Source organism: Haliea sp. (genome assembly GCF_040221975.1).
In the GTDB taxonomy this organism is placed as follows: Bacteria; Pseudomonadota; Gammaproteobacteria; order Pseudomonadales; family Halieaceae; genus Haliea.
Genome location: NZ_JAVJWR010000006.1, coordinates 60,518 through 87,332, shown reverse-complemented (window position 1 = coordinate 87,332; position 26,815 = coordinate 60,518). Strand labels below are relative to the sequence as shown.

17 protein-coding genes are annotated in these 26,815 nt (G+C 63.2%); 10 read left to right on the top strand and 7 right to left on the bottom strand.

Going from position 1 to position 26,815, the window contains the following annotated elements:
- Positions 1-171 precede the first annotated feature (171 nt).
- From RLO07_RS01760 to RLO07_RS01750, 3 genes are all read left to right on the top strand, one after another.
- Positions 172-2,601, top strand: coding sequence for a TonB-dependent receptor (locus RLO07_RS01760; protein ID WP_462290408.1), 2,430 nt, complete (start codon positions 172-174; stop codon positions 2,599-2,601).
- Positions 2,602-2,856: 255 nt separating this feature from the next.
- The gene (locus RLO07_RS01755) at positions 2,857-3,546 is read left to right on the top strand and encodes a PhoX family protein (protein WP_462290407.1); all 690 of its coding nucleotides are present in this window, start codon (positions 2,857-2,859) and stop codon (positions 3,544-3,546) included.
- Complete coding sequence (locus tag RLO07_RS01750) at positions 3,429-4,211, top strand: PhoX family protein (RefSeq protein WP_462290416.1); 783 nt, start codon at positions 3,429-3,431, stop codon at positions 4,209-4,211. Before RLO07_RS01755 ends, RLO07_RS01750 begins: the two co-directional genes overlap by 118 nt.
- Before the next feature lie 115 nt (positions 4,212-4,326).
- Here the strand turns inward: RLO07_RS01750 and RLO07_RS01745 are convergent, their stop codons facing one another.
- Positions 4,327-6,675 carry a M1 family metallopeptidase gene (locus RLO07_RS01745; protein ID WP_462290406.1) on the bottom strand — a complete coding sequence of 783 codons (2,349 nt, stop codon included), beginning with the start codon at positions 6,673-6,675 and terminating at the stop codon, positions 4,327-4,329.
- Positions 6,676-6,802: 127 nt separating this feature from the next.
- Here RLO07_RS01745 and RLO07_RS01740 point away from each other — a divergent pair, with 127 nt between their 5' ends.
- Genes RLO07_RS01740 through RLO07_RS01725 form a run of 4 tightly spaced genes read left to right on the top strand, consistent with a single transcriptional unit; the run spans position 6,803 to position 12,970 of the window.
- Entirely contained in the window at positions 6,803-8,974 is a 2,172-nt protein-coding gene (locus tag RLO07_RS01740; protein ID WP_462290405.1) for an ABC transporter substrate-binding protein, read from the top strand.
- 12 nt (positions 8,975-8,986) lie between these two features.
- Positions 8,987-9,964: an ABC transporter permease gene (locus RLO07_RS01735; RefSeq protein WP_462290404.1), complete on the top strand. Its 978-nt coding sequence runs from the start codon at positions 8,987-8,989 to the stop codon at positions 9,962-9,964.
- Positions 9,965-9,977: 13 nt separating this feature from the next.
- A complete protein-coding gene (locus RLO07_RS01730; protein ID WP_462290403.1) occupies positions 9,978-11,348 on the top strand; it encodes an ABC transporter permease in 1,371 nt (456 codons plus the stop codon).
- A complete protein-coding gene (locus tag RLO07_RS01725) occupies positions 11,345-12,970 on the top strand; it encodes an ABC transporter ATP-binding protein (protein WP_462290402.1) in 1,626 nt (541 codons plus the stop codon). The genes RLO07_RS01730 and RLO07_RS01725 overlap by 4 nt, the downstream gene beginning before the upstream one ends.
- A 3-nt stretch (positions 12,971-12,973) precedes the next feature.
- Here RLO07_RS01725 and gdhA read toward each other — a convergent pair whose 3' ends face one another.
- Positions 12,974-14,329: an NADP-specific glutamate dehydrogenase gene (gene gdhA, locus RLO07_RS01720; RefSeq protein WP_462290401.1), complete on the bottom strand. Its 1,356-nt coding sequence runs from the start codon at positions 14,327-14,329 to the stop codon at positions 12,974-12,976.
- A 235-nt stretch (positions 14,330-14,564) separates the two neighbouring features.
- Here gdhA and RLO07_RS01715 point away from each other — a divergent pair, with 235 nt between their 5' ends.
- Entirely contained in the window at positions 14,565-16,931 is a 2,367-nt protein-coding gene (locus RLO07_RS01715; protein ID WP_462290400.1) for a TonB-dependent receptor, read from the top strand.
- Positions 16,928-18,538, top strand: a complete 1,611-nt coding sequence (locus RLO07_RS01710) for a tetratricopeptide repeat-containing sulfotransferase family protein (RefSeq protein WP_462290415.1) — start codon at positions 16,928-16,930, stop codon at positions 18,536-18,538. The genes RLO07_RS01715 and RLO07_RS01710 overlap by 4 nt, the downstream gene beginning before the upstream one ends.
- A 7-nt stretch (positions 18,539-18,545) precedes the next feature.
- On the opposite strand, the gene RLO07_RS01705 is transcribed toward RLO07_RS01710, so the two are convergent.
- From RLO07_RS01705 to RLO07_RS01695, 3 genes are read right to left on the bottom strand one after another with little or no spacing between them, the layout of a single operon-like run.
- Positions 18,546-19,217: a 2OG-Fe(II) oxygenase gene (locus RLO07_RS01705; RefSeq protein WP_462290399.1), complete on the bottom strand. Its 672-nt coding sequence runs from the start codon at positions 19,215-19,217 to the stop codon at positions 18,546-18,548.
- Positions 19,214-20,668, bottom strand: coding sequence for a RimK family protein (locus RLO07_RS01700; RefSeq protein ID WP_462290398.1), 1,455 nt, complete (start codon positions 20,666-20,668; stop codon positions 19,214-19,216). The genes RLO07_RS01705 and RLO07_RS01700 overlap by 4 nt, the downstream gene beginning before the upstream one ends.
- Positions 20,669-20,679: 11 nt before the next feature.
- The gene (locus RLO07_RS01695) at positions 20,680-21,264 is read right to left on the bottom strand and encodes an oxidoreductase (protein WP_462290397.1); all 585 of its coding nucleotides are present in this window, start codon (positions 21,262-21,264) and stop codon (positions 20,680-20,682) included.
- 126 nt (positions 21,265-21,390) lie between these two features.
- Between RLO07_RS01695 and RLO07_RS01690 the strand changes: the two genes are divergently transcribed.
- Positions 21,391-22,758 (top strand): DASH family cryptochrome, encoded by a 1,368-nt coding sequence (locus RLO07_RS01690; protein WP_462290396.1) that lies wholly within the window; start codon positions 21,391-21,393, stop codon positions 22,756-22,758.
- Here the strand turns inward: RLO07_RS01690 and RLO07_RS01685 are convergent.
- Positions 22,649-24,244 carry a cryptochrome/photolyase family protein gene (locus RLO07_RS01685; RefSeq protein WP_462290395.1) on the bottom strand — a complete coding sequence of 532 codons (1,596 nt, stop codon included), beginning with the start codon at positions 24,242-24,244 and terminating at the stop codon, positions 22,649-22,651. The genes RLO07_RS01690 and RLO07_RS01685 overlap by 110 nt on opposite strands.
- Before the next feature lie 53 nt (positions 24,245-24,297).
- On the bottom strand, positions 24,298-26,754 hold the full coding sequence (locus RLO07_RS01680) for a penicillin acylase family protein (RefSeq protein WP_462290394.1): 2,457 nt from the start codon (positions 26,752-26,754) through the stop codon (positions 24,298-24,300).
- Between the last annotated feature and the right edge of the window lie 61 nt (positions 26,755-26,815).

Sequence of the window (26,815 nt, the reverse complement as noted above, 5' to 3'; positions counted from 1 at the left end):
CGGGGTAATTTTTACACTATGCAGGGCTTGACGAGGGAGGCGCAAAAAAAGTTAAACTGCGGTTGCGGATTACAACAAGCACAATTTATCCGCGTAGTCCAACACGACGTGTTGCCACGGTGACCAGGCTGCCCCCACGGGCGCCCATAATAACGATTACGGAGCCTTACCATGCCGAAGAACCTTCGCACCCCCATAGCAGCAGCATTAATCGCCGCGGCACCGTTCCCGGTAATGTCCGTGGCGCAGGCCCAGACCCTGGCCCTGGAAGAGGTGGTCGTCACCGCCCAGCGGCGGGAGACCCTGCTCCAGGACACCCCTATCGCGATCACCGCGTTCAACGCCGAGAAAATCGCGGACCTCGGAATTTACAACGTCACTGACATCGGCAGCTTTGCGCCCAATACCAATATCCAGAAACAGCCATCCTCCAACTCCAACATGTCGATCTACATTCGCGGGGTAGGCAGCGGCGAGACTTCGCTGATGGTTGACCCGAAGACCAGCTTCTACCTGGACGGGGTCTACATGAGCAAGACCGTGGGCGCAGTCTTCGATATTGTCGACCTGCAGTCCGTGGAAGTACTGCGCGGCCCGCAGGGTACCCTGTTCGGACGCAACAGTACCGGCGGCGCCATTAACGTCACCACCATCAAGCCCACCGGCGAACTGGGCGGCAAACTTGAAGCCAGCGTCGGTAACGATGGCTACCGGCGCCTCTCCGGCTCGGTAGACCTGCCAAAGCTGGCCGATATGCTGTCGGTAAAACTGTCGGCGGCGAAGATGGAGTATGACGGCTGGGCCACGAATGACTGGCCAGAAGGCGAGCGCGACCTCGGCAGCGAAGACAACCAGTCCTACCGCCTGGCCCTGCGCCTGGAGCCAACGGATAACCTGATCATCGACTACACCTTCGACCGCACCGACAATCGCGGTGTACCCACACCGTTCCAGGTCACCAAGGTCAAGGACAGTATCTTCAACGGCTTTACCGACACACCCTTTCCCTACACCTTCCTGGGGGGGGAGATTTTCCAGCAGATGGCCGCCACCGTGGGCGACCCGAACAAGCGGCGCGAGCAGTTCACCCTGGATGGTGTCAGCGACGAGTGGCTGGAGGTGGACGGCCACAACCTGACGGTTTCCTGGGAGCTGGAACCGTTCATGATCAAGTATATCTACGCCAACCGGGAGACCGATTCCGGCTACGACTCCACTGACCTCGACGGCGGCGCCTACACCATGCGCGACCTGTTCTACGGCGGTGGCCAGTCCATTCCCACCCAGGGTTTCCAGGCCTCGATACCCGAGGGCGGGATCGAGCTGGAGACGCACGAACTGCAACTGATTGGCGATGCCATGAATGACCGGCTGCAGTACACCGTCGGCCTCTACTACTACGAAGAAGAGATCTACCAGGACAACCCGCAAACCTTCGCCCTGCCGATCCAGTTCCTTGTGGGCAGCGCCATCGGGGGCGCCTTTATCGGCGCCGGTTTCTGCCAGGACTTCGGCACCGGGCCGGTGTGCCAAGGCAGCCAGCGCCTGCCGCTGCCATTCCCCTTCCCGGGTGCGGATCCGAACCTGAACGGCTTCGTAGACTTCATTTACGGCCAGACCACCGAATCCAGCGCGGTCTACGGGCAGGCAACCTACTCTCTCACCGAGGACCTGGATATCACCGTCGGCCTGCGTTACACCGAGGACAAGCGCGACGGTTTCCTGTTCAACGAGACTCTGGGCCACACCAGTATCGACGACCGCCTCACCAATCGCGACAAGTGGGATGACCTGAGCTACCTGCTGACCCTGAACTACGCGGTCACCCCGGACATGAATGTCTACTTCACCCACTCCACCGGCTACAATGGTGGCGGCTTCAACTCCAGGGCTTCCAGTGTCACGGCCTGGGAGGAGGCCTATGATGAGGAGCAACTCGACTCCTACGAGCTGGGCCTGAAGTCCGACTGGCTGAACCAGCGCCTGCGGGTCAATGCCGCCCTGTTCTACAATGACTACCAGGACATGCAGATTGCCGTCTTCGAAGCGGGAAGCGGCGGTGCCTCCAGCCGGATCACCAATGCCGGGGAGTCGACATACCAGGGGCTTGAGGTGGAGCTTTTCGCCCTGCTCAGCGAAAACATCACCCTGGACCTGACCTATGGCTACCTGGATGCGGAGTTCGACGAATACAACGCCCGCAACCCGGTCACCAACCAGATCGAGAACATCGCCAGTGTCACCACGGTTACCCGGGCTCCGGAAAATACCGGCTCCCTGGGACTGCAGTACAGCCTGCCCAACACCGGAATGGGCGCCTTGAGCGCGCGGGTGGATGTCACCTATACCGACAGCATGACCTTCCATCCGTTCCAGAACCAGTTCGACACAGCGGACAGCCGCACGGTGGCCAACGCCCGCCTGACGCTGGATGAACTGTCCGTGGGAAATGGTGGCGAGCTGCGCCTGTCAGCCTGGGTCAAGAACTTCACCGACGAGGAGTACCGGGAGTGGGGTATCGACTTCGGCACCCTCGGCTTCGCCGGCAACGTCTGGAACCAGCCCCGCACCTTTGGTTTCGACGCGATCTATCGGTTCTGAGGGGGCGCCCAGCCGGGGGCGCCCAGCCGGGGGCGCCCAACCCAATCCCCGCTCTACCCAAGGGTCAGCCTCGCGCTGGCCCTTTTTTGTGCCTCCCATAGGCCACCGCACCACCCCCAACCCAAAAAGTTCATTTTTCTGCCACGAATCCGCCACGGCGCTGCAATAAACCAGACCCACCATCGACTAACAGCGGACTCGCGGGACATCGCGGGTCGCTGAGCGTACGGCGGCCACAGCAATGGGCCTGCGGCCGTGCTCAAATTCCACCTTCACAGCGTCAGTTTCAGTCCGGTCCCTGTCGCCGAGGGCACGGGCCCCGTGCCCTCCATTTCCGCGGACTACCAGTACGAGGTGCTGATTCCCTGGGGTACCTCCCTCGACAACACAGTGACGGACTACCTGGGTGACCCCGACACCCGCTCCAGCGCCGCACAACAGGCGCAGCAGGTCGGTATCGGCCACGACGGGATGTGGTTCTTCCCCTTCCGCGGCAGCAATACCCGTGGCCTGCTGGCGATCAACCACGAGTTCGGCGGCAACGGCACCGTGCTTGGCAAGGCTGCACCGGAGAGTGTTGCCGACGTCAACACATCCCAGCATGCCCACGGCATATCCGTCGTCGAGATTCGCAAGCAAAATGGCAGCTGGAAGCTGGTCAAGGGCAGCAAATATAACCGCAGGGTCCATGTCAACACGCCAGTCACCTTCAGCGGCCCGGTTGCGGGCAGCGATCTTATTGCCTCCGACAGCGTGCCCATGGGCACGGTCAACAACTGCGCCAACGGCTACACGCCGTGGGTCGCTGCAAGCACGAGGGCATCGCCATTGTTGAAGGCCGCGGCGGACGCATCGTTGGCCACATGGGGGACGACCAGCGCTTTGACTATATCTACAAGTTTGTCTCCGAGCGCAACTGGAAATCCATGCGCGCCCAGGGCATGAGCCCGCTGGATCACGGCACCCTGTATGCGGCAAAATTCAATGACGATGGCAGCGGTGACTGGCTGGAGCTTTCCCCCAACAATCCGGCCCTCGCCGGCATGAGCCTGGAAGAGATCCTGACTTTCGCCCGGGTCGCTGCCGACAAGGCCGGCGCCACCCCCATGGACCGCCCGGAGTGGACCACCGTGGCACCCAACGGCGACGTCTACTGTGCCTTGACCAACAACAGTGCGCGCACTGTGGCCGATGCCGCCAACCCGTTGGCACCCAACGCCGACGGCCATATCATCCGCTGGCACGACAGCGACCAGCACACGGGCCTGAGCTTTACCTGGGACATCTTCATCATCGCCCAGGACACCCACGCCGATGGTGACGAGCGCACCTTCTCCGACCCGGACGGCATCTGGATCGACCCCGACGGGCGCATCTTTATCCAGACCGACGGCGGCCAGAAGAAGGGGCTCAACAACCAGATGGTCGTTGCCAGCACCTACGACAGCGGTCCGGACATGGACGTGCGGCGGCTGTTCAGCGGCGTTACCAGTGATGAAATCACCGGCATCGCGGTTACGCCAGACCGGCGCACCATGTTCATCAATACCCAGCACCCGGGTAACGGGGATCCTACGCGAACCAATTTCCCGCCCCCACCGACGGTGTGACCATCCCCCGCGATTGCACCATCGTCATTACCCGCAAGGACGGTGGCATCATCGGTTCCTGATCATCGGGAGCCGACACATCAACCCCGCTACCGGCAACCGGTAGCGGGGTTTTTTATTGCGCCAGTCGCTGGGCCCGCAGGGGCATGTCCAGCGCCTGCAGAATCTTCATCCGCAATTGCTCATTGTAGTCCGGCATCGCCGCGAGGAACGCCCGCACTGTGGCCACAGCCTCCGCGGAATGGTGGTTCTCCAGCGTAGCGTGCAACCAGCCCGAGGGGAAAAAGATATCTCCTGTCACCTGGATTTCCTCCAGCAGCTCCAGGCTGGGGAGGATATAGCGCACCGAATGCGCGGTACGCGAAGGATGGTGGAGATAACCCAGTGCATCCAGCACCCAGTTCTCGGTAGTCCGGTTGCCGGGTTCCGCCAGGCTGGCAAAGAAACGGTCGCGGACAGCGGGGTCTGGCGCCAGCGCCGGTGCCAGAAACGCCAGTCGACGCCTGCTGTCGGGGTTGCCGGTCTTTGCCAGCTGCGCGCTGACAATGGCCTGCGCCTGCTCCGGCAAGCGCAGGGCAAGACGCTCGACGAGACGGATACGGTCGTTTTCGGACAACTGCAGCCCGGGCACGGAGGCCTCGCCCCGCCAGATCGCCAGCAAACGCTGCAGCGACTCCGCCTCCACGGCCAACAGCGACAGGCTGTCGAACAACAGTCTGATGCGGCCGGCTTCATCGCTGGCGGCCATACCCGCCCATAACACAGCCTCCAGGCGCGGCTGCAGCTTGCCACGGGCTGCATCCGGCAACAATGACTGCTGCAGGCGGCTGAGCTGAGACAGGGCGGTCGCCAGCAGAAGCTGGTTGGGCTCTTCCGCCACGATGTCCAGCAGCGCGTCGGCGTAAGCCGGGGCACTGATGTCCGCGCCGGCCAGCACCCCCTCGTACAGGTCCAGCAGCAGTCGCCCCCTGTCCACCAGCGCCAGATCCTGCCAGCCGTCAAGATCAGCCAGCCGCGCCGGCCGCGGGCCATAGAAAAGCGCCTCATCCTCTACCTGCAGGGAAGGCTCGGGAAATCCGCTGCCGTGTACCCAGACCTCGCTCCAGGCTCGCAGGTCCACCTCGGTCAGCGGATCCAGAATTGTCACCAGCGCCGGCCAGCTGGCATTGCCGTGAGCGTACCGGGAAAGATACTCCCGCATGCCGCGACGGAATGCTTCCTCCCCCACTATCCGCTCCAGCTGCCGCATCATGATCGGCGCCTTGTTGTAGATAATGGGGCCGTACATCTGCCCGGCTTCGTTCAGATTACCCAGGTGCTGGCGGATAGGGTTCGCCCCCGCCGAGCGGTCAACAGCATAGGCAGCGGGATAGTGGCGCAGCAGGAAGCCCAGCTCGTGGTCCATGTCGGGAAATTCGGGATTCACCATTTTCGCCGCCATGAAGTTGGCGAACACTTCCTTGGTCCAGACATCATTGAACCAGCGCATGGTCACCAGGTTGCCAAACCACATGTGGGCGACTTCGTGGGCGATCAGGCTGGCCCGGCGCAGCAGCTCCTCGTCGGTCGGGTTCTCATCCAGCAACAGCAACTCGGCCCGGTACTGGATGGCGCCAACATGCTCCATGCCGCCGTACTGGAATGCCGGTATCAGCGCGAAGTCGAGCTTTGCGAACGGGTAGGCAATACCAGTGTAGTCCTCCAGCCAGGCAACCGCCGCCCGGTGCTGGGCAAAAATGGCATCCAGGTTGCGGGCGAGCATGTCGGGGTCGGTTTCCCGGTGCAGCAGGGTCATGTCGCGCTCGCCCCAGGACTGGGATACAGCGTCAAAGCGCCCGGCGACAAAAGCAAACAGGTAGGAACTGACCGGCTCGGTGACCGCAAACCGGTACCGGGTGGCCCCCGCGTCCGGCGCCGCGACCAGTAGCGGACCGTTGGCCAGCGCAGTCCAGTCGGTGGGCAGCCTGAGGCTGAGCTCCCAGGTCGCCTTCAGGTCGGGCTGGTCGAACAACGGGAAGGCAGTGCGGGCGCGGTCCGGCACGAACAGGGTATAGAGATAATCCGGATTGCGGTTGAGAGCGCTGTCGCCGGCAACGAAGGTTATTGCCACTGTATTGGTGCCGGTACGCAGGGATGTCGCCGGCAGCACAATATGCTCGCGCTGCGGCAGCGCTGTCAGCGCCCTGCCGTTGACCACCAGTGTTTTCACTGCCTCCGCCCCGGCCCGAAAGTCGAGCTGCAGGGGAGCACTGGCATTGGCGAGGGTAAACCGGATCTCCATCTCACCGTGAATCGGCTGCGATTGCTGCGCAGGGATGTCGAAGTACAGACTGTAATGCAGACCCGCCAGGCGCTCGGCGCGGTGTTCCGCCAGCGCCAGTGACACCCCCGGCTCTACCGGCAACTCATCCACCTGCCCGCAGGCCCCCAACAACACCACCAGCCACCCAATCCATACGCGCATCGACTCTCCTCCCAGCCGCTACTATACGCCGCCTTCGCCGTTTCGCGAGCACAAGCGGGCGCACAGTTAACCGCCAGTGTATTTGCTGTTAACATCGCACCCCTGACCGCCAAACGGACTAACAAACATGCTGTCGCGACTGGCCGCCCGGAACCGGGCCGCCGCCCTGCTCTGCTGTTCCCTGCTCCTTGCCGCCTGCACCGACGGCCCCTGGAACAATCCACACCCGCCCGCGCCTGCAGGCCTGATCACCTACCAGTCGATGATATCGCCGGCGCCACCGAAACACCTGGATCCTGCCATTTCCTACGCCTCGGATGAATCGCTTATCCTGATGCAGATCTACGAGCCGCCCATGGGTTACCACTTCCTGAAACGCCCCTACCAACTGATTCCCCTGGGCGCCGAGGCTCTTCCCGACATCACCTACCTGAACGCGAACGGCGACGAAATCGATCCCGACCTCGAGGAAGTGGCGTTTTCCCGCTACCGGCTGACCGTGCGCGCGGACGCCCGCTATCAGCCGCATCCGGCCTTTGCAGTCGACGAATCGGGAGCCCCGCGCTATGTTTTCAGCGATCCGCGGGAGGGGCGCAGCTTCAGCCAGATAGGCGATTTTCCCCACACCGGCTCCCGCGCCGTCCACGCCAATGACTACGTCTACGCGATCAAGCGCCTGGCCGACCCCTTCAACGGCTCGCCCATGCTCGGCTTCATGGCCCAGTACATTGTCGGCATGACGGAATTCTCTGAGCGCCTGCAGGACGTGCAGCGGGACGGCTGGCTGGATCTCGACCAGTACCCGATGCAGGGACTGGAGGTGATCGACGAGCACACTTTCGAGATCACCATCATCGGCCGCTACCCGCAGTTCCGCTATTGGCTGGCGATGCATTTCTTCTCGCCCATTCCTCCCGAGGTGGATCGTTTTTTCCATAACCCGGGGTTTATCGATCGCAACCTGACCCTGGACTGGTGGCCGGTGGGCAGCGGTCCGTTCATGATGGTGAAGAACGACCCGAACAGCGAGATTGTGCTGGAGCGCAACCCCAATTTCCGCGAGGACTACTACCCCAGCGAGGGCGAGCCAGGTGATGCGGAGGCGGGTCTGCTGGACGATGCCGGCAAGCGCCTGCCGCTGGTAGACCGGGCGGTATTCCGGCTGGAAAAGGAAGTGCTCTCCCTCTGGACCAAGTTCCTGCAGGGCTACTACGACCGCTCCGGAGAGAACCATGGCAACACCAACCGCGTGTTTGACCAGGCTTTCGTGGTCGGCCCCGACGGCGTGGAACTGAGCGCGGAAATGGCCGACCGCAATATCAGCGTATCACCGGATGTGAAGCCCGCCCTCTACTACTATGGCTTCAACATGCGCGACCCGGTGGTGGGCGGCTACAGCGAGGAAAAGCGCAAGCTGCGCCGGGCACTGCAGATCGCTTTTGATACCGAGGAATACCTGAACATTTTCTACAAGGGCAACGGTATTGCCGCCCATATGCCGATACCGCCCGGCATTCCCGGGTTTGTCGAAGGCGAGGCAGGTATCAATCCCTACGTCTATGACTGGGTGGACGGCAAACCGAAGCGCAAGTCGATTGAACACGCGCGGCAGCTGCTGGTGGAAGCGGGCTATCCCAACGGCCGGGACGCCCGCACCGGCGAGCCCCTGAAGATCTTCATTGATGTCCAGAGCCAGGCCATCTCCAATACCAGCATGAACTGGATCGACCGCGCCTTCGCCCGTATCGGGGTGCAGGTGGAATATCGGCCGGCGGACTGGAACCGCACCCGGGAAAAACTGCTCACCGGCAATACCCAGATCTTCTCTCACGGCTGGCTGGCGGACTATCCCGACCCGGAGAACTTCCTGTTCCTGCTGTTCGGCCCGGAGAGCCCGCTGATCTGCAAATGCGACGGCGCCAACAACGCCAACTACGCGTCGGAAGAGTACGATGAGCTGTTTCGCGAGATGCGCGTGCTGCCCCCGGGCCCGAAGCGCGAAACCATTGTCGCCAGGATGGTGGAGCTGTTCCGTGAAGACGCAGTCTGGCTGTTCGCCTACTATCCAAAGGACATCTACCTGAACAACAGCTGGGTGCACAACAACAAGCGCCACGGAATCTCCAAGAGCACGCTCAAGTACGTGCGCATCGACGAATCGCTGCGCGAGCAGAAGCGCGCCGAGTGGAACCAGCCAGTGATCTGGCCGCTGTACGCCGGAGCCGTGCTGCTGCTCGCGCTGCTGCTGCCGGGAATAATCGCCTACCGCCGCCGCCTCAGGGCGACTGCGCGCCAATAACAGGATCTCCCCATGTTTGCCTACATTGTTCGTCGGTTGCTGTATGCCATTCCCATCCTCATCGGCGTCAACCTGCTGACCTTCACCCTGTTCTTCGTGGTCAACTCCCCGGACGACATGGCCGCGTCTCAACTCGGCGACAAGTACGTCACCCCCGAGGCCATCGAAAACTGGAAGCAAAAGAACGGCTACGACAAGCCGCTGTTCCTGAACCCCGACGCCGCCGGGGTGGCACGCCTTACCGAGACAATCTTCTTCGACAAGTCCGTGCGCCTGTTCGTCTTTGACTTCGGCCGCTCGGAAAGCGGCCGCGACATCACCACCGACGTCGCCTCCCGCATGTGGCCCAGCCTGGCCGTGGCGCTGCCCACGTTCCTGGTGGGCATCGGCGTCAACATCTGCGTGGCGCTGATGGTGGTGATGTTCCACGGTACCCGGCTGGATCGCGGCGCCGTATTCCTGTTCGTGGCGCTGATGTCGATTTCCTACCTGTTCTATATCATCGGCGGCCAGTTCCTGATCGCCAAGACCTGGCGCCTGGTGCCCATTTCCGGCTTCCACGCCGAGGGCCAGGTGTGGAAATTCCTGATCCTGCCGGTGCTGGTGGGTGTGGTCGCTGGCATTGGCGCCGGCGCACGCTGGTACCGCACCCTGTTTTTGGAGGAAGCCAACCAGGACTACGTCCGTACCGCCCGCGCCAAGGGCTGCAGCGAGCTCAGCATCCTGTTCCGGCACATTCTCCCCAATGCCCTGATCCCCATCCTCACCGGGGTCGTGGTATTGATTCCCTCCCTGTTCATGGGCAGTCTGTTGATCGAGTCGTTCTTCGGCATCCCGGGGTTGGGCAGCTACATGCTCGACGCCATCAATTCCCAGGATTTTGCCATCGTTCGCAGCATGGTCTTCATCGGCTCCGTCCTCTACATCCTCGGTCTGCTCCTGACCGACATTTCCTACACCTGGGCTGATCCCCGGGTACGACTGTCCTGAGGGCGTGGTGCTGATGAAACCCGTGATTCTCTGGTCCGACGCCCTGATCTATCTATTGGTGATTGCGCTGGCCTGCTTTTTTTACCGCCTGCGCAAGGACCCCCAGACCCGTGAGCGCTGGGCAGAAGTGTTCAGTTCGAAACTGGGCATGGTTACTTTCACCGTCATTGCCGCCTACATCGCAATCGCCCTGCTGGACTCCCTGCACTTTCGCCGCGCCCTGGAGAACCCGGAGGGCATGGCCGTCGAGGAGGTGTTCTATGACAACAAGGTCAGCAGCGTCTTTGACCTGCTGACCGGAGGCATGGGCGACCGTTTCGAACGCACCTATTCGGCCCCCTTTGCACTGATCTCCTTTGAGAAGGAAAATCTCAAGGACGCACAGGGCCAGGATATTCGCGATTACCCGCCCCTGCGCCACGCCGGTCAACATCTGGCCGACCCGTCCCTTCGCGGCGCGGACATCCTGGGCAAGACTTTCACTGCCCTGTTCTGGGGTCTGCTGCTGTCGGCGCTGCTGATCGGCCCCCAGTGGCTGCTGCTGCGCCGCAGCCGCTACCCCTGGCACGCCTCCTGGGTGGTGCAGGGGGTGATTCTTTGCGGCGGTGTCTGGATCGTCAGCCTGAGCCGCTACTATCACATCCTGGGCACCGACCTCGGCGGCGCCGATGTGCTCTACCAGTCGCTCAAGGGCATTCGCACCGGGGTGCTGCTGGGCACCCTGGCGACCCTGATCATGCTGCCGATCGCGGTGACGCTCGGGGTCATGGCCGGTTACTTCAAGGGCTGGGTAGACGATGTGGTGCAGTACCTGTACACCACCCTGAGCTCTATCCCCGGCATCCTGCTGATCGCCGCCTCAGTGCTGCTGTTCCAGGTCTACATCGACCTCAATCCGGACTTCTTTGCGGTCGGCATGGAGAAGGCGGATGCCAAGTTCATCGCTCTGTGCTTTATTCTCGGGGTCACCAGCTGGGCTACCCTGTGCCGCCTGATCCGGGCGGAAACCCTGAAGATCAGCCAGCTTGGGTATGTGCAGGCGGCCCACGCCTTCGGTGTCAGCCATACCCGTATCCTCGCGCGCCATGTGCTGCCCAACGTGGTACACATTATTCTCATTACCTTCGTGCTGGACTTCAGCGCCCTGGTGCTGGCGGAAGCCGTGCTGTCCTATATCGGGGTCGGCGTGGATCCGTCCATGGGCAGCTGGGGCAACATGATCAACGGCGCCCGCTCCGAGCTGTCGCGCGAGCCCACCATCTGGTGGACCCTGAGCGGCGCGTTCTTCTTCATGTTCGCGCTGGTGCTGGCGGCCAACCTGTTCTCCGATCTGGTGCGCGACGCCTTCGATCCGCGTACCAGCCTGCGGAGGGTAGACGCATGAACGCCCCCAAACAGCAGCAAACGGCCGGCAGCGTCTGCATGCGGGTCTCCAACCTGACCGTCGTCCTTGCCGAGAGCGGCGAACCCATCGTCAGGGACGTCAGTTTTGAGCTCACGGCGGGGCAGATTTTCGCCCTGGTGGGCGAGTCAGGCAGCGGCAAGTCCGTGACCTCGCTGGCCGCCATGCGACTGCTGCCCGACGCCCTGAAAATAAACGCCGGCAGGGTCGATGTCGAAGGCACGGACCTGTTCGCCCTGTCCGAGGCACGGATGCAGGAGATCCGCGGCCGCAAGGTCGCGATGATTTTCCAGAACGCGATGAGCGCCCTGAACCCGGTCCAAACCGTGGGTGCCCAGGTGGCCGAGACCCTGAAATTGCACACGCCGCTGCGGGGCGCAGCCCTGCGCCAGCGCGTTGTGCAGTTGTTCACTGAAGTGGGCATCCCCGATCCGGAACAGCGCTTCGGTTTTTTCCCGCACCAGCTCTCTGGCGGCCAACAGCAGCGGGTCATGATTGCCATGGCACTGGCCTGCGAACCGGATGTGCTGATCGCCGACGAGCCCACCACCGCGCTGGATGTCACCATCCAGCTGCAGGTGCTGAACCTGATCCGCGAGCTGACCCGCTCGCGCCAGCTGGCGGTGCTGTTGATCACCCACGACATGGGCGTGGTCAGGAACACGGCCGATGCCGTGGCGGTGATGTATCGCGGAGAGCTGATCGAGCGCGCCAGCGTCGACCAGTTCTTCCACAATCCACAGCAGGCCTACAGCCGCAAGCTGATCGATGCCCTGCCCGACCTCGGGCACTTTCGCGCGGCAGCGACCGAGGAACCGCTGCTGGTGCTGAAGGACGTCAAGGTGCATTTCCCCATCCGCCAGGGCCTGCTGCAGCGCACTGTGGATTATACCCGCGCCGTGGACGGCGTTTCCCTGGCGATTGGCCGCGGCGAGACCTTCGCCCTGGTGGGGGAATCAGGCAGCGGCAAGTCCACACTGGGCCGGGCGATTCTCAACCTGGAAGACATTGCCGGCGGTGAAATCCTGTTTCGCGGCGAACCCATCCAGGGCATTGGCCGCAGCGCCATGCTGCCCTATCGCAAGCAGATCCAGGTGATTTTCCAGAACCCGTTTTCCTCCATGAATCCGCGCATGACCGTCGGCGACATCATCGCCGAGGGCATGATCAGCCTCGGTCTGGCGCTGTCGGAGGATGCGCGCAATGAACGCATCCGGGAATTGCTGGAGCGGGTGCAGTTGGGTGCGGAACACGCCCGCCGCTACCCGCACGAATTCTCCGGTGGTCAGCTGCAGCGGATAGCGATAGCGCGGGCCCTGGCGGTAAACCCGGAACTGATCGTCTGCGATGAACCCACCAGTGCGCTGGATGTGTCCATTCGTGCCGAGGTGCTGGAACTGCTGGCGGAGCTGCAACGGGAGTTCGGGGTGTCCTACCTGTTCATCACCCACGACCTGTCGATTGTCCCGACCCTCGCACACAAGGTTGGCGTCATGCAATTGGGGAAACTGGTGGAACAGGGTAGCGCGGAGCAGATCCTGACCGCCCCGCAACACCCCTATACCCGGGCACTGCTGGCTGCAGTGCCCCGGCTGGAGGACTGACCGCTACATCACGCCGTAGGCAATCATCGCCGCTGCCACCTTGTTGAAGCCGGCGATGTTGGCCCCCTTGAAGTAGTCGATATGGCCGTCAGCCGCCGTGCCAAACTCCACGCACTGGTCGTGGACACCGCGGATTATCCGGCGCAGGTGCTGATCCACCTCGGCACGGGTCCACTGTAAACGCAGGCTGTTCTGGCTCATTTCCAGGCCGGAGACCGATACACCGCCAGCATTGGCGGCCTTGCCGGGGGCGTGCAGCAGGGTCTTGCTGGCCTGAATGACGCGAATGGCTTCCGGGGTGGTGGGCATGTTGGCCCCCTCGGACAAGCCGCGGCAACCGTTGTCGATCAGGGTCCTGGCATCGTCCGCGGTGATTTCGTTCTGGGTCGCGCAGGGGAACGCCAGGTCGCAGGGCACCCCCCAGGGGCGCTCACCCTCATGGTAGGTACCGCCAAATTCGCGAACGTACTCTTCGATACGGCCGCGTCGCTTGCTCTTCAATTCCATGATCCACTGCAGCTTGTCATGGGTCAGGCCTTCGGGATCGTAGATAAAGCCGGAGGAGTCAGACATGGTGACCACCTTGCCACCCATGCCGATCAGTTTTTCGGCACAGTAAGTCGCCACATTGCCGGAACCGGAGACCACACAGATGCGCCCCTCAATGGTTTCCTGGTGATGCGCGAGCATCTCTTCCATCATGTAGACCGCACCGTAGCCGGTAGCCTCGGAACGAATGCGGCTGCCGCCAAATTCCAGCGCCTTGCCCGTCAACACGCCCTCGAAGCGACCGACAATGCGCTTGTACTGCCCGAACATGTAGCCTACCTCGCGAGCGCCGACACCGATGTCACCCGCAGGCACATCCGTATCCGGACCAATATGCTTGTACAACTCGGTCATGAATGCCTGGCAGAAGCGCATGATTTCACGCTCGCTCTTTTCCTTGGGATTGAAGTCTGCGCCGCCCTTGCCGCCCCCCATGGGCAGGCCGGTCAGGCTGTTCTTGAACACCTGCTCAAAGGCGAGAAACTTGAGTACCGACTGATTGACGGACGGATGGAAACGAATTCCGCCCTTGTAGGGACCAATGGCGTTGTTCTGCTGGATACGAAAGCCGCGATTGACCCTGATCTCGCCCCTGTCGTCCTCCCACACCACGCGAAAGCTGACGATGCGGTCGGGCTCGGTCATCCGCTCGAGAATCTTGAGTTCCTGGAAAATGGGTTTGTCGGCAATGTAGGGGATGATATCCATCGCCACTTCATGTACCGCCTGCAGGAATTCCGGCTCCCCGGGATTGCGGCGTTCCACCCCCGCCATGAATGTGGCCAGGTCGTCGGCTTGATGTGAATTCACGCTATTCTTCTCCTTGTTGTGATCGCTGCAACCCGGCAAATGCCGAACCTGGCGCCCGCTGTCCGCCAGAGACAGCTTAGCCGCGCAAATGACCGGCGTCCAATACCCTGCGCGAGGCAGCCCACGGCGCAGCGGCCGCCATTCGTCGCACTATCGGTAATATTCACCGCATCCGGCCTTGAGACAATAGACCCTGCTTGGGATTATTCAAGCAATACAACAGGGGAACAAGAACATGAACCCACACGCTCTGTTTCGCGCCAGCGCCCTTTCCGCTGCGATTGCCGGCATTGTCCAGCCAGGCACCACGGTGGCCCAGCCGGGAGCGCTGGAGGAAGTGATCGTCACGGCCACCCGTCGCGCAGAGTCGGTGCAGGATATCCCGATCAACATCACCGCCCTGTCCGCGGACATGATCGAGCGCGAGCGCCTGACGAATCTGGCGGAGGTGTCGCGCCGGGTACCGGGCATGACCGTCGTCGACCAGGGCGCGCGCGGAGGCGACATCCTGACCGTGCGCGGCCTCAACGTGGACTCCCTCAACGCCTCGGAGGTTCTCGGCAACAGTGGTGGCGATACCGTGGCCACCTATGTCGGCGAAATTCCCCTCTACATCGACCTCAAGCTCAATGACATGGAGCGGGTCGAGGTGCTGATCGGGCCCCAGGGAACCCTGTACGGCGCCGGCACCCTCGGTGGCGCAGTGCGCTTCATCCCCCGCAAGCCCGACCCGGAGGCCCTGGCCCTGGAGTTGCGCGGCGAGCTTTACGACCTCAGCCAGTCCTCGGACCTGGGCACCGAGGGCGGCCTGACCATCAACATACCGCTGCTGGACGACAGGTTGGCCATGCGTGCCTCGGTGGACTTCACCGACGACCCGGGCTTTATCGACTACAACTTCCTGGTGCGCAGGCCGGGCATATCGCTGCCACAACCGGATTTCGGTGACCCGGACGCGGTGCGGAACAACCTGCGCCGACAGGCAGATGCGAACACCGAGGAAACACTGTCTGGCCGCGTCGCCCTGCGCTACAGGGGCGAACAGATCGACGGCACGCTCACCTACTATTATCAGAACATGGACGTGGGCGCCCGCCAGATCAATCATCGGGAAGCGTTTGGCACCGGCAGGTACGAAGCGGCCCACCGCTACCTGGAGCCAAATGAACGGGAAAACCAGCTGCTGGCACTGGAACTGGTGGCCGATCTGGGATTTGCCGAACTCACCTCGGCCACGGGAGTATCGCGCTACGAGGAGCAGGGTCAACGGGACCAGACCGACCTGTTGCTCAACTTTGAGTACGGCTACGAGGAATTCCCCGCCTTTGCCGCTTTCACTCGCGAGGACGCCGAGGAAGACCGACTCAACCAGGAACTGCGCCTTGTGTCCACCAGTGAAGGCCCGCTGACCTGGATCGCGGGACTGTTCTACAACAAATCCGAGCTGGACGCCCTGTCGCGGGAATTCACCCCGGGCTTCGACCAATTCGCAGTGGACAACTTCGGCGGTGTGCAGCTGCGCCCGGATGCCCTTGAATACATCGAGATCACGGCAAACAGCCTGACCGAGAAAGCGGTGTTCGGTGAGATCGGCTACCAGATTACCGACGCCTGGCAGGTGACCCTGGGGGCGCGCTACTTCGAGTATGAAAGTGACATCGGGACCGGCTTCGACCTGCCGCTGCTGAACACGGTGTTTTTTGGCGCACCTCCCGACCTGATCGACCCGATCCTGCAAAGCAACAGCGTCGAGGACGACGGCAGCCTGTTCAAATTCAATACCTCCTATCACTTTACCGATGACATCATGGCCTTCTTCACCATCAGCGAGGGCTACCGCATCGGCGGTCTCAACTCGGTTCCGGAATGCCCCGACCCGCTGCCTCCCGGTGTGCAGAACGTCTGCGCCCTGCCGGATGAAGTCCTGATCGAGCCGGACAAGACCGTGAACTACGAACTGGGCCTGCACTCGCAGTTCGGCGAACACATCCTGTTCAACGCGTCGCTGTTCTATATCGACTGGGACGACATCCAGGTGGCCGACGTCACCGCCAACGGCGGCCTGCCGATTATCGGCAACGGCAACTCGGCCCGCAGCATGGGCGTGGAAATGGCCGGCCAGTGGCTGCTCACTGACCGCATCACCCTGATGGGCTCCTACGCCTACACCGACGCCGAGCTGGCGGAGGATGCACCCGGGCTGGTGGATGGCGAGGATGCCCTTGATGGCGACCGCCTGGCCGGCACACCGGAGCATCAGGGCAGCCTGGCACTGAACTATGCCATCCCGCTGGCGGACGGCAGCGAGGTGGAGCTGGACTGGTCAATGACCGCCACCGGCGACATCCTCACCAAGGTGGGTAACCGCAACAATGGCGAGACACTGCCAGGCTACGCCCTGCACAACGTGTCCGCCAGCTGGTACAAGGATGCCTGGACCCTGACCGTGTATGCCGATAATGTCTTCGACAAGTACGCCGAGACCTCCGTGCGCCAGGACAGCAGCTTTATCCGCCAGGTCGGCGACGTGGATCTGCGTCGCTACTACAAGAACGTGAACCGGCCGCGGCAGACGGGCCTGCGGCTGGTGTACCGCTTCTGAACGCAGGGGCCACCGCCGCGCAACTCCAGCGCGAAGCCGAGGCCGCACTGAACAGGGGCCGCCTGCGGGAGGCCCACGCGCTGTGCCTGGAAATCCTGCGCACGGACCCGGAGCATGCCGATGCCTGGTTCCTCTGCGGGGTGATTGCCGCCCACAATGGCCAGCGGGAAAAAGCCCTGCAGATAATCGAGCGGGCAACGGCGCTGGCACCGGGGCAGGCCGAGTACCACGCCGAGGCGGGCAAAGTCCTGATTGCCCTGCGCCGTCATCGGGAGGCGCTGCTGGCGGCGGAGCAGGCGCTGGCCTGCGGGCCCCGGCGTGCCAGTACCTGGAACACCCTGGGGACGGTATTCAGTCACGCGGGTGAACACCAGCGGGCCCTGTCCTGCTTTGACGCCGCCTGCGCCCGACTGGCGGAGGGGGCAGCGGCGGGCCTTGGCCCCGAGTGGCAGGCAGACCTCCATTTCAACCTGGGAGCGAGCAGCAAGTTTTGTGGCGATTTCGCCGCGGCGAGGCAGGCCTATGAGCGGGCCATTGCCCTGCAGCCCACCCATTTTCGGGCCCACGCCGGCCTTGCGCAGCTGGGCCCCGGACAGCCCGGCGGCCACCACCTGGAGCGGCTGGAACCGTTGCGGGAGCAGGTGCGCACGGCGGAGGACCAGCTCAACCTGGGTCACGCCATAGCCCGGGAACGGGAGGACACGGGGGACTACGCGGGAGCCATGCGGGCCCTGCAGTGGGCCAAGCAGCGCCTGCGCTCGCAGCTCAACTACAACGTGGCCGACGACGAAGCCCTGCTGAGCGCCATCGCGACCCTGTTTGGGCGCGATCAGTTCGGAACGGGGAAAAACGGTCTTGAATCAGAGGAGCCAATATTTATCGTCGGCATGCCGCGCACCGGCACCACCCTGGTGGAGCAAATCCTCGGCGCCCACAGTGCGGTCTACGCCGCCGGAGAACTGCCCCACTTCCCGCTGGCGGTGAAGCGCCTGGCCGCGACGCCGGGCAGCGAGGTGCTCAATATCGACACCCTGGGGGCGGGGCTGATGCTGGATCCCAAAGCCCTGGGCCGTCACTACCTCGACAACACCCGGCCGCGAACCGGAAACACTGCACATTTCATCGACAAACTGCCGCTCAACTTTGCCTACCTCGGCCTGATCCGCCGCGCCCTGCCGCGGGCCCGCTTCATCTGCCTGCGACGCAACCCGCTGGACACCTGCCTGAGCAACTACCGGCAGCCGTTCGCCAGCAACTTCCCCTACTATCGCTATGCCCTGGACCTGGAGGACTGCGGGCGCTACTACCTGGCCTTCGACCGGCTGATCAGGCACTGGCAGGCGGTACTGCCCGGCGGCCTGCTGGAGGTCCACTACGAGGCGCTGATCGACGATGTCGAAACAGAGGCAAGGCGCCTGCTCGGCTGGTGCGGGCTGCCCTGGGAGCCCGCATGCCTTGCGTTCCAGCACCAGGCCGGGGCGGTCGCCACCGCCAGTGCGGTACAGGTCAGGCGGGGCATTTATCGCGACGGGCTCGAGCGCTGGCGCCACTACGGCGAGGCCGTGGCGTCACTGCAGGCCTTGCTGGAGCGCGGCGGCAAGATCTGACAGGCCACTATCTCGGCGGATCCACCCGCTGCCCCGTGGACTGGTTGACGCGGAACCAGCCGGCGACGGAATAGCGGTCGCGGGTGGCGGGCAATACCTCGTGCGGAAACTCCTCGCTCAGGAACACAACTACAGTACCCAGGCCAGGCAATATCTTCAGGCTCGCGCTTGCATCATCCTCGTCATACAGCACCAGCTCACCGCCATCCGCCAGCTGCCAGTCCGGATTCAGGTACACCACCAGCGACAGGACGCGGTTGGCCTCGCCGCGAAAAGCGTCCAGATGCTTGCGGTAGAAGTCGCCGGGGCGGTAGTGGGCAAAGTGGCTCTCGAAGGAGAACAGGCCCAGCAGCAGCTCACGGTTGAGGAAGCGCTGCAGCCGTCCCGCCCAGTCCAGCCAGTCCCGGCCGGCAGCAGACTCGCCGTTGATCCAGCAGATCTCGTCGGTGCGCACGAAGTCATTCAGGGTATGGGCCTGCTGGCGACCGACCCCCGCCCGGGAAAAGCGGGCGTCATTCATCTCTGCCAGGTGGCCCTGCAGGCTGGCCGTCAGAGACCGCGGCAGGGCATCCGGACACACAGTGAAACCGCGCTCGCGCAGGTCCCGGACGATACGGCGAAACAGCTGCTCCTCATTGCAGGCCAGCGCCGCCGGCGCCAGATCAGGCAGGGCACTCACCGGCCGCGCTGCTCCAGGCGCTGGTGGAATTCGGCCATGATCAGCATGTACAGTTCCTTGCCCAGGTAGGCATCTTCCACCTTGTGCTCAATGCTGGGATTGTCGTTGACCTCCATGACATAGACCTGCTGACCTTTCTGCTTGATATCGACGCCGTACAGGCCCTTGCCGACCACCTTGCAGGCCTTGAGCGCCGCATCCAGCACCACCTTGGGCACCTCGAAGGTCGGCAAGGTTTCGTAGCCACCGGAGGCGAAGCGCTTGGCCCCGTGATTGTAGATCTGCCAGTGATCCCGGGCCATGTGGTAGCGGCAGGCGTAGATCGCGCGCCCCGCCAGTACACCCACCCGCCAGTCGAAATCCGTGTACATGAACTCCTGCACCAGCACCAGGGCGGTATCGCTCAGCAGCTCCCGCAACCGGGATGCCAGCTCGTCACGGTTGGCCACCTTGTAGATACCCTTGGAGAAGGAACCCTCGGGCATCTTCAGTATGCAGGGATAGCTGAACTGGGCCTCTATCTCATCCAGTTCCGCCTCGGAGACGCCGATGACGCTGCGGGTCTTCAGTGACGGCACCCGGTGGTAACTGAAGGCGTCGTGCAGGAATACCTTGTTGCAGCAGCGCAGAATGGAGGTGGAGTCGTCGATCACCACCAGTCCCTCGCGCTCAGCCTTGCGTGCCAGGCGGTAGGTATGATGATCGATCGCCGTGGTTTCACGAATGAACAGCGCATCGTACTGGGCGATCTGTGAGGCCTGGCTGGCGGTGATGGTTTCGGCCTGCATGCCGACCTTGGCCGCGGCCTTGATAAAACGCTTGATCGCTTCCGCATCGCTGGGCGGGATGGCCTCGTCGGGGTTGACCAGGATGGCCAGGTCCCAGCGGCTTTGCTTGCGCGAACCAGAGCTGCGCCAGACGCGTTCGGTGAAGGTCTGCAGACGCTGCTGAAACAGGTCGCGTTCACTCCCGGTCAGGCGATTGTAGCTGTGGCGCCGCACCACCAGCTGCAGGCCATCACCATTGCGTGCAAGACTGAAGTAGAGAATGGGAGCGGGGTAGCGCTCGAAAAGGCGCCGCACCGGTTGCCGCAGGCGCTCATCCCCGGTCCAGCCGAAGTACGCCAGGAACTCCCGCGACTCGCCTTCCTGCAGCGGGTCAGGGGCGAATGCCGCCAGGTTGATATCGTCGTCCGGCCCCAGGGTGAGATCGCGCAGATCATTGATCGTGCTGACGCTGGGCAGCACCTTGTGCTGCCGCGCCTCCGCCAGCAGGGAACAGTAATAGCCGCGGCTCAGGTAGTACTCGGTATCACAGAGATTGATCAGCCGGGTCTTGGGCTCATTGCGCTTGGGGAACTCCACCAGATAGCGTTCGAAGGAGATGACTTCGAGCGCATCACTGGCCAGCCGCGGATCTTCTTCATCGACAACAATAATGGTCTTGTGCATACAGCCCCCCGTCAGGCCAGAGTCGCAAGGTATTCCTTGCGGAACGCTTTCATGTTCGCCAGCCCATCGGAGTGCAGCAACTGCACCCAGTCCGGGTTGGCCAGCAATGCCCTGCCCACGGCCACCAGATCGAACTCCCCTGCCTGCAGCCGCTGCAGCAGTTCATCCAGGCTGGCCGGCTCGGCTTCGCGGAAAGTGGTCTCCCCGGCTTTTGGAATGAAGTCGGCATTGAGCCCCACACTGCCGACGGTGATGGTCGGCTTGCGCATGCCACCGACGTGCCACAGCTGCGGGGCGATCTTGCCACCCTCGGCGTGCACCGCCTCCACCACCCGGCGCCAGCCAGCGAGGCGTTCCTCGCCGTGAAAATAAGGCACGTCCGGGTAGCCGCTGGCGGCAATGTGTCCGACGCAGGTACCTTCGGTGATGATCAACCCGGTCCCGCCCGCCGCCCGCCGCCGGTAATATTCCACCACGTTATCCCCCGGCACATTCCCCGGGGAAAAATTGCGGGTCATCGGCGCCATGACCACGCGATTGCGCAAACTGAGGTTGCCCAGTACACAGGGTTGCAGAAGGGCGTTGTTGTGACTCATGCGGGCTCCGGGTCGCTTGCTGATGCGCGGCAAGCGTATACCAGCTGTAGCCCCGGCGCCAGCGATGGCGACAGCAGGCGGGAAGAGGCTGCGTAGCCGTCACTGTGAGATCCGCAGGCTCTCATTGTGCGTAACTCCTGTTCATTCCACTACAATGCAATCATGCGCGAACTCTACTGGTTTCAACAGGACCTGAGGTTGCAGGACAACCCGGGGTTATTGGCCCACGCGTCGGCGTCGGAACTGCTGCTGGTCTACATCTGGCAGGAACCCCGGCCCTGGTGCAATTTGCGGGGCATCGGGCAGCAGCGTCGACGCATGCAGCTGGAACATCTGCTGGAGTTGCGCCAGGGACTGCAGGCACTCGGCCAGGACCTCCTGTTTCTCGAGGGCCACCCCCAACAGCTGCTGCCGGCGCTGGTAAAACGCTGGCGAATAGAGCGTGTCGGCACCAGCCGCTGCCCGGGAGACTACGAGACGCGCCAGCTGGAGGAGCTGCGCGAACGGCTGCCGGTGCCCCTGCAGGTACATGGCGGCAACAGCCTGTTCCAGCGCCAACAGCTCCCCTTCGACCTGGAAGACCTGCCCGCACAATTCACCCCGTTTCGCCGCGCAGTCGAGCACTTGTGCGCCGAGCCACTGCCAGCCCCGACAAGTCTGCCACCGCCACCGACGGCCGCCGCGTTCCCGCCGCTGCCGCCCGCCGAGGTCGCGCCCCACACCTCGCTGCCCCTGCGCGGTGGCAGCCGGGCCGGTCACCGGCGCCTGCAGCAGTTTACTGTTGGCGAACAGGGCATCGCTGACTACAAGCTGACTCGCAACTGCCTGGACCCCCTGAGCGGCTCCAGCACACTATCGCCCTGGCTGGCCAGTGGCGCGCTGTCGGCGCGAGAGGTCGCGCATGCCATTGCAGCCTTCGAGCAACAGCGGTTGCGCAACGAGTCCACCGGCTGGCTCTACCTTGAGCTGCTGTGGCGGGAGTACTTCCATTGGCGGGCCCTACTGGATGGCCCGAGGCTGTTCCGTTTTCACGGCCTCGGCAATGGCCGCAAGCACCGTTTCTGCACTTTCGACCCGCGCGCCTTCGCCCGCTGGTGCCAGGGTGATACCGACTATCCCCTGGTCAACGCCCTGCAGCGGCAGCTGCTGGCTACCGGCTGGATGAGCAACCGCGGGCGCCAGATCAGCGCCAGCTGCCTGATCCATGAGCTGGGGCTGGACTGGCGCTACGGCGCCGCCTTCTTCGAAAAGCACCTGATCGACTATGACGTGGGCAGCAACTACGGCAACTGGCAGTACATCGCCGGCGTGGGCTGCGACCCGCGGGGCGGGCGCCGTTGCAACCAGCACAAACAGGCCGCGGAGCACGACCCGGACGGCACCTTTACCGCCAAGTGGGGCGGCAATCGTCCGCGTCAGCCGCTCTATGTGACCGATGCGGCGGACTGGCCTCTGCCAGCAACAGAGCCAGGCTGCGATCTGCCCAGTCGGTAATCGCCTTGCGTTCCGCCGGCGCGCGCTTGCGCCAATTGGCGACAATCAGCCCCATGCGCGGGTTTGCCGCCAGGCGATCCAGGTGGCGGTCAATGAAGCGCCAGTACAGGGCATTGAAGGGACAGGCGCCCTCCCCGGTCATTTTCGCCGGGCTGAATTTGCACTCCTTGCAATGGTCGCCCTGGCGCTGGATGTACTTGCCGCTGGCGGCATAGGGCTTGCTGGCCATCAGCCCATTATCCGCATGCAGCGCCATGCCCAGGGTATTGGGCAGCTCCACCCACTCGAACGCGTCCACATACACGGCCAGGTACCAGTCACAGACCGCTTCTACATCCAGCCCCGCCAGCAGGGCGAAGTTGCCGATTACCATCAGGCGCTGGATGTGGTGGGCGTAACCGAGATCCAGAGTCTGGCGCAGGGCCCGCTGCAGGCAGCGCAACTCCGTATCCCCGGTCCAGAAAAATGCCGGTAGCGGCGTTTTCGCGGCGAAGGTGTTGCGTGTCTTGTATTCCGGCATGGTCAACCAGTAGACCCCGCGCACATACTCGCGCCAGCCGAGGACCTGGCGAATAAAACCCTCCGCCGCCGCCAGGCTGCAGCTGCCGTCGCGCCAGGCCTGCTCAACCCTGGCGCAGAGAGGCAGCGGCTCCAGCAGGCCGATATTGAGGTACATGGACAGTTTGCTGTGAAATACCCAGGGCGACTCCTCCACCAGCGCGTCCTGGTAGCTGCCAAACCCGGGCAGGGCATGACGGCAGAACCAGTCGAACTCAAGGCAGGCCTCGGCGGCCGTGCAGGCATAATTGAACTGTTCGAGATCACCCGGATTGTCGGGGAAGGCGGCCGCAACTTCCGCCAGCACCGTTCGGGTGATGTCATCCTGCCGCAACTGGCGCCGCTCGGGAATGGATTCCTGCCCGCGCCAGCCGACGCGGTTTTCCTGATCGAAATTCCAGCGATCACCGGCTGGCCTGCCGTCCACCTCCAGTAATATGCCGTGCTTGCGGCGCATCTCCCGGTAGAAGTATTCCATGCGCAGCTGTTTGCGACCGTTTGCCCAGGCGCGGAACTCGGCGTGGCTGGCGAGATAGCGACTGTCCTCCAGCACCTCTACCGGCACCCCCAGCGCCTCCTGCCAACCGGCCACGGCCTGCCGCAGGCGATACTCACCGGGTTCACAGACCCGCAGCGCGGCGCAGGGAGTGTCTTTCAGAGCCTGGACTACCGCAGCCTCAAGGGTGGGCAGCCCATCTGCCAAGGTAAAATAGCGGACCTGCAAGCCCCGCTGCTGCAACTCATCTCGAAAATGGCGCATGGCGGCAAAAATGAGCGCGATCTTGTGCCGGTTGTGGGGCACATAGACGGCCTCCTCCGCGACTTCCGCCAGCACGACAAGGTCGTGGACGGGATCGGCGGTAGCCAGGGCCGGGTTCGCCAGCGACAGCTGGTCACCCAGCACCAGAATCAGTGTGGAATCGGACATGTGCTTGCTACGCACCCCGGCACCGGGCAGACCAGGCGCCGAGAGCGGAGAATTTACTCTTCCAGCAGCAGGGTCTCGCCAATCTGGGCGGCACTGATCTCTGCCTCACAGAAAGGGAAGCGCACCCACTGTTTCTCCGCATACAGCTCGGTCTGGTCGGCGAAATGCGGCGAAGCCGGATCGGTGGATTGCGACGGCACCAGGATCACATCCGCGATCGGGCACTCGCTGTCATCCCAGGTCACCGCCTGGATGTAGGAGTTGCCGGCGCCGGGGTTGACGTAGCCACTCTCCGAGAGGCCCACACTGATGGCACCGTAGACGCCCATGGTGCCGGCACCGCCATGGATCGGCACCCGCACCCCATTGCGTTCCAGCACCTGCACTTCGCCCCATGGCGCATTGAGGGCGACGCCGGCCGCCTCCAGCCGGGCAGTGGCAACCGCGAGCGCGTTGATCACCCGGTCGTGGTTGCCGGGTACCGCGATATCAATGCCTGTCGGGGTGTGCAGCGGGTCCCCGGGATCGAAATCCACCGCCCAGAATTCGTCACTCTGGACGATATTCTGGAAGGCATTGCCCAGCTCACTGCTGATCACCTTCCAGAACTCGGTAAAAACCTGGGCGCCCCTGCTGTCGACATTGACCCTGCGGTCCCAGTTGGCGAGTACGCTGCAAGCCTCCAGAACAGGCTCCGCAGCCCCGGTGGCGCAGATCGCCAGAACGTCATCGAGCACCACTTCGGCACCGTACACCCGGTTGGCGTACATCAGGCCTTGCAGGCTCTCAAGATCGAACAGGGGTTCACTGTCCAGGCCATCGCTGGCGGTCTTGCGCTCCGCGACCATGATGTGACCGATGCGGGTACGCAGGAACTGTTGACGGCCCTCGTGCCCGACCGGACCCATGATCACCGGGAAACCTTCCAGCGGGTTGTTGGCATCGCTGAGCCAATAGCTGTTGTTGCTGTTGCCAACGTAATCGGTAGTGACCAGTTGCGGCAATTTGGAGGCGCCGTAGAGGTTGCTGCCGGCGGGGGCTTCCGGGTCCGTGCCCCACTCACAACTGGAATCGGAGCCGTCCAGGGACAGGATCACATTGCTGGTGGCAGCGGCCAGCAACGGCCCCACCACCCCGTTGATGCAGCGATCCAGTTGATCCTGGGTGATGAAGGGGATCGCCGACAGCTCACCATAGAAGGCATTGCCGTCGCGGTCTGCCGCCAGCTCGTGGAAGACCGGGTTGCCGATGCCCTGCAGGGCGTCCACGTACCCGCTGATGGAACTGGCCTGCCCCTTGGTGATCCACTGTTCAATACCGCGGATCCCGGTGAGGATATTGGCATCGCGGAAGGCCAGCACCGAGCCATTGAACATGGGCCAGCCGTCCAGTACCGGACTCACGCCCTTGAGATTGATCACCGGGCCATAATGCGACAGGTAGAACACCTGTTCCCGCTCCTCCAGGCTGCCATCATCGCGCTTGACCTTGATGGTGACGGTCTGCGGCACGATATCGCGCCATTCGCCGTCATAGACATACTGCAGGGGGTTGTCCGGATTCAGCTTCAGTTCGTAGAGGCTGAAGCGATTCGCCAGGGACACCGTGTGGGTCCACGCCAGGTCGCGGTTGAAACCGATACCGATAAAGGGAAAGCCGTGCAGCGCGGCGCCGGCGACATCATAGGTACCGGGCAGGGTCAGGTGGGCCTGATACCAGGCTCCAGAACCAAACCAGGGCTGGTGCGGGTTGCCCAGCAGCATGCCGCTGCCATTTCTGGTGGCATCCCGGCCCAGGGCGAGGCCGTTGCTGCCGCGGTCGAGATCGCGCAGTTGGGCGGCGGCTGCGGAGAGCGCAGCTGCCGCCTGGTCCAGGCCTTCGGCAGAGACACTGCCGCCAGCGTTGTCGGGGCCCGTGGTGGCGAGAATCGCACGCCGGAAAATACCCTGCTCGGAGCTCCCGCGCAGGGCCTCCCGGCGCAGGAACAGGAACAGGTCAACGCTGTCGAACGCGAATACCCACTCCGCATCGCGGCAGCCCAGCTCCCCATCCGGCAGACCACTGAGCCCGGTCTCTTCCAGGTATCGGTTCATGCCGCGGGTATAGCCTTCGGCGAGGTCGCGGGCAAACTGGGGCAGGACGGAAACAAATTCTTCCTCGAAGGCCTCTTTGTCGCCGTTCAGAAAGCTGAACAGGAAGTCCGATTCGACATTGCCCATGGTCTCGCCCATCAGTTCCGCTGAGCGCCCGCTGGCAAACACGATCTCCCGCATGGCCACGCAGAAGTTGTCCTGGGCATAGGCGTAACCGAAGCCATAGCCCAGGCTGCCCCAGTCGTCGGCCTTGATATGGGGGATACCATACTCCGTGCGCCGTACTTCCGCCGAGTAGGTGACCGTGGGCTCCGGCTCGGGTTCCGGCGCCGGTGACAGCACAAGGCGGTCGTTGGAATCGCTGCAGGCGGCGAGCGCCAGGCTCAGCACCAGGGTAGGCAGTAGGCGGCGACGCATGAGATCCCTCTTGTTATATTGACGTCCGTGGCTGCGAGCATACCACCACCCCGGCGTCCCG